The sequence below is a fragment of the Vibrio splendidus 12E03 genome (assembly GCF_000272105.2).
GTDB classification, from domain to species: domain Bacteria; phylum Pseudomonadota; class Gammaproteobacteria; order Enterobacterales; family Vibrionaceae; genus Vibrio; species Vibrio splendidus_I.
The window spans coordinates 1-2,548 of sequence record NZ_AJZD02000114.1; the positions used below are offsets into that span (position 1 = coordinate 1).

Genomic DNA, 2,548 nt, shown 5'->3' on the forward strand with positions numbered 1-2,548 from the left:
CTCGAATCTCGAATCTCGAATCTCGAATCTACTTATAAATGCACAGCATGTTCAAGTAGCTATCCGTTAAGCTTGAAAGCTCTTCTGGCGTTTCTACACGTTTCGCTTGGATGAATAGCGAGTAGCAAATGCCGTGGAATAAGTTCGCTAGATGTTTAGGGTCGTGATCGTCACAAACTTCGCCACGCTCAATCGCTTTGCTAAACATGTTTTGTACTAACATTTGGTTAGTGCGGTTAGTTGTTACGAATAGCGGCCATACTTCATCACGAGTCGAAGCGCTCCATTCGAACCACACATTTAACCAATGGCTATCTTGAGCCACTAACGTCACCATTTCAGTCGCAATATTATGTAGGTTTTGTTTTGCGTGAATATCCAGATCGATATTGTCTGAAAGGAAGTTAGAGAATTGGCGTACAACGTGATTTAGTACTTCATCAACCAGATCTTCACGGGTAGGGAAGTAGTTAAATACAGTTGCGACAGACACCTGAGCGATGTCTGCAATATCAGCGTGTCCACCACGACCGATACCGCGGCGAGAGAATACCTCAAGAGCGATTTCCATCAATTGAAGTTTTCTTTTTAAAGGTGAAAGCCTAGTTCTAGGTCTCTTAGATATTGAGTCCATTTTGTTTTCCTTGCCAACGAAATTTTTATATTAATGATTTTATTATTATTTAAGCCAAGATGAGTGTAATGGTGCATATGCGAATGGTCAATCCTTTCAGCTTGTTTTATAGACAGTTACATCAAACTTGATACATAAAGCGTGATCAGCATTGATGTGAAAGGAGACGAGTATTGGATAAGGCACCAGCGCACATTTCGTTGAGAATCTGACAGTAAATTCGAGCCATAAGGTGGTGTGGGTATTTGAGCAGTGCTAGACTTACGCACAAAATTGAGCGACACAACTGACGAAACTGTCAACATTCGTCGCAATCACCAAATAGAATGAGAGCAGTATGAAGCATACAGTTGAAGTCATGATCTCTGAGCAAGAAGTTCAGGATCGAGTGAACGAACTAGGCAAACAGATCACGGAACACTACAACGGTAGTGAAGATCTAGTTTTAGTTGGCTTATTGCGTGGATCTTTTGTCTTTATGGCAGATCTTGCTCGTGCTATCGATTTAACGCACCAAGTTGATTTCATGACCGCGTCTAGCTACGGCAACGGCATGGAAAGCTCACGTGATGTTCGTATTTTGAAAGACCTTGATGATGATATTCAAGGTAAAGACGTTCTACTTGTAGAAGATATTATCGATACAGGTAACACGCTGACTAAAGTGAAAGAGATTCTAAGCCTACGTGGTCCTAAGTCTATCGAAATTTGTACGCTACTAGACAAGCCTTCTCGCCGTGAAGTGACTGTAGATACAAAATGGATTGGTTTTGAAATCCCAGACGAATTCGTTGTTGGTGTTGGTATCGACTACGCACAAAAATATCGTCACCTACCATACATCGGTAAGGTAGTACCTCAAGAGTAATCATTACGCTTGTCGGTTAGAAGTCATTAAAAAGCCCGCAGATGCGGGCTTTTTGTATTTATTACGGAAGGAGCTAGCTTTGTTGACTAAGCAGAGGCGTTGTTAAGATCTTATTTAATGCCTCTAAGTGACTGTTCTCTAGGGTATCATTACTTGAGCAACGTACGCCAAGGTCTTGCAGCTTGCCATCGCCAATACCATAAACCACACCGTGGATTTCAACTTCTTGGCCACGCTCCCATGCACTTTGCATGATGGTTGAGTTGCCTAGGTTATAAACTTGCTCTGCGACGTTAATTTCGCACAGCTTATCACCCCATTGCTCACGAGGCAGCCCCTCGATTTGCTTACGGTATTTTAGGTAATTGTCGCGGATGTGAAGTAACCAGTTATTGATTAGACCAAGTTTAGGGTTATCAATCGCCGCGTTAACACCGCCACAGCCGTAGTGGCCACAAACAATAATGTGTTTAACTTTGAGTACATCGACCGCGTACTGCACAACAGATAGGCAGTTTAGATCGGTATGAACCACTTGGTTAGCAACATTTCGATGAACAAACAGTTCGCCAGAATACAAACCAGTGAGACGCTCGGCCGGAACACGGCTATCTGAGCAGCCTATCCATAGAAAACCGGGGCTTTGACCCTCTTCAAGCGTTGTAAAATACTCAGGTCGTTGAGAGCGAATTTCTTCTGACCATTTAGAGTTGTTTTCAAAAAGCTGTTTAATCTCTGGCATTTTGCGTCTTACATCCCTTAATTAAGAATCTCAACTATACACAATGTTACAAATTCAATCTCGTAAAAACTGTGTCAAATAGTACTCATCTGACGTGTACTAGTCGTTAAAATCATTAACTTAGTGTAGAAGCTATGATCTGGTTATAAGACATGAATAATGTGATTGAATTAACACTTTCTGAACACTTGATACATTTGTTAAAGTGATAAGGTTTGTCATTTCATCATCAGGAAGGTGTGTTTTGTTTGGAAGTCGTTTTACGGATATCAATCTCAAAGGGGATATGTTTGGCGGTGTCACT

The 2,548-nt window shown here is 41.6% G+C and carries 3 protein-coding genes; 1 reads left to right on the plus strand and 2 read right to left on the minus strand.

The window, feature by feature from the left end; all coding sequences use genetic code 11:
* Nucleotides 1–28: 28 nt before the first annotated feature.
* A complete protein-coding gene (locus A142_RS09320; RefSeq protein WP_019824386.1) occupies nt 29–634 on the minus strand; it encodes a LuxR/HapR/OpaR family quorum-sensing transcriptional regulator in 606 nt (201 codons plus the stop codon).
* Between the two features lie 337 nt (nt 635–971).
* Between A142_RS09320 and hpt the strand changes: the two genes are divergently transcribed.
* On the plus strand, nt 972–1,502 hold the full coding sequence (gene hpt / locus A142_RS09325) for a hypoxanthine phosphoribosyltransferase (protein ID WP_017059438.1): 531 nt from the start codon (nt 972–974) through the stop codon (nt 1,500–1,502).
* Nucleotides 1,503–1,575: 73 nt separating this feature from the next.
* Here the strand turns inward: hpt and can are convergent, their stop codons facing one another.
* Nucleotides 1,576–2,244, minus strand: a complete 669-nt coding sequence (can, locus tag A142_RS09330; protein WP_019824387.1) for a carbonate dehydratase — start codon at nt 2,242–2,244, stop codon at nt 1,576–1,578.
* Nucleotides 2,245–2,548: the final 304 nt, after the last annotated feature.

What these genes read in the sequence shown, in the direction of transcription:
- can (WP_019824387.1), bottom strand. Translation starts at nt 2,244, where the DNA reads ATGCCAGAGATTAAACAGCTTTTTGAAAACAACTCTAAATGGTCAGAA.
- hpt (WP_017059438.1), top strand. Translation starts at nt 972, where the DNA reads ATGAAGCATACAGTTGAAGTCATGATCTCTGAGCAAGAAGTTCAGGAT.
- A142_RS09320 (WP_019824386.1), bottom strand. Translation starts at nt 634, where the DNA reads ATGGACTCAATATCTAAGAGACCTAGAACTAGGCTTTCACCTTTAAAA.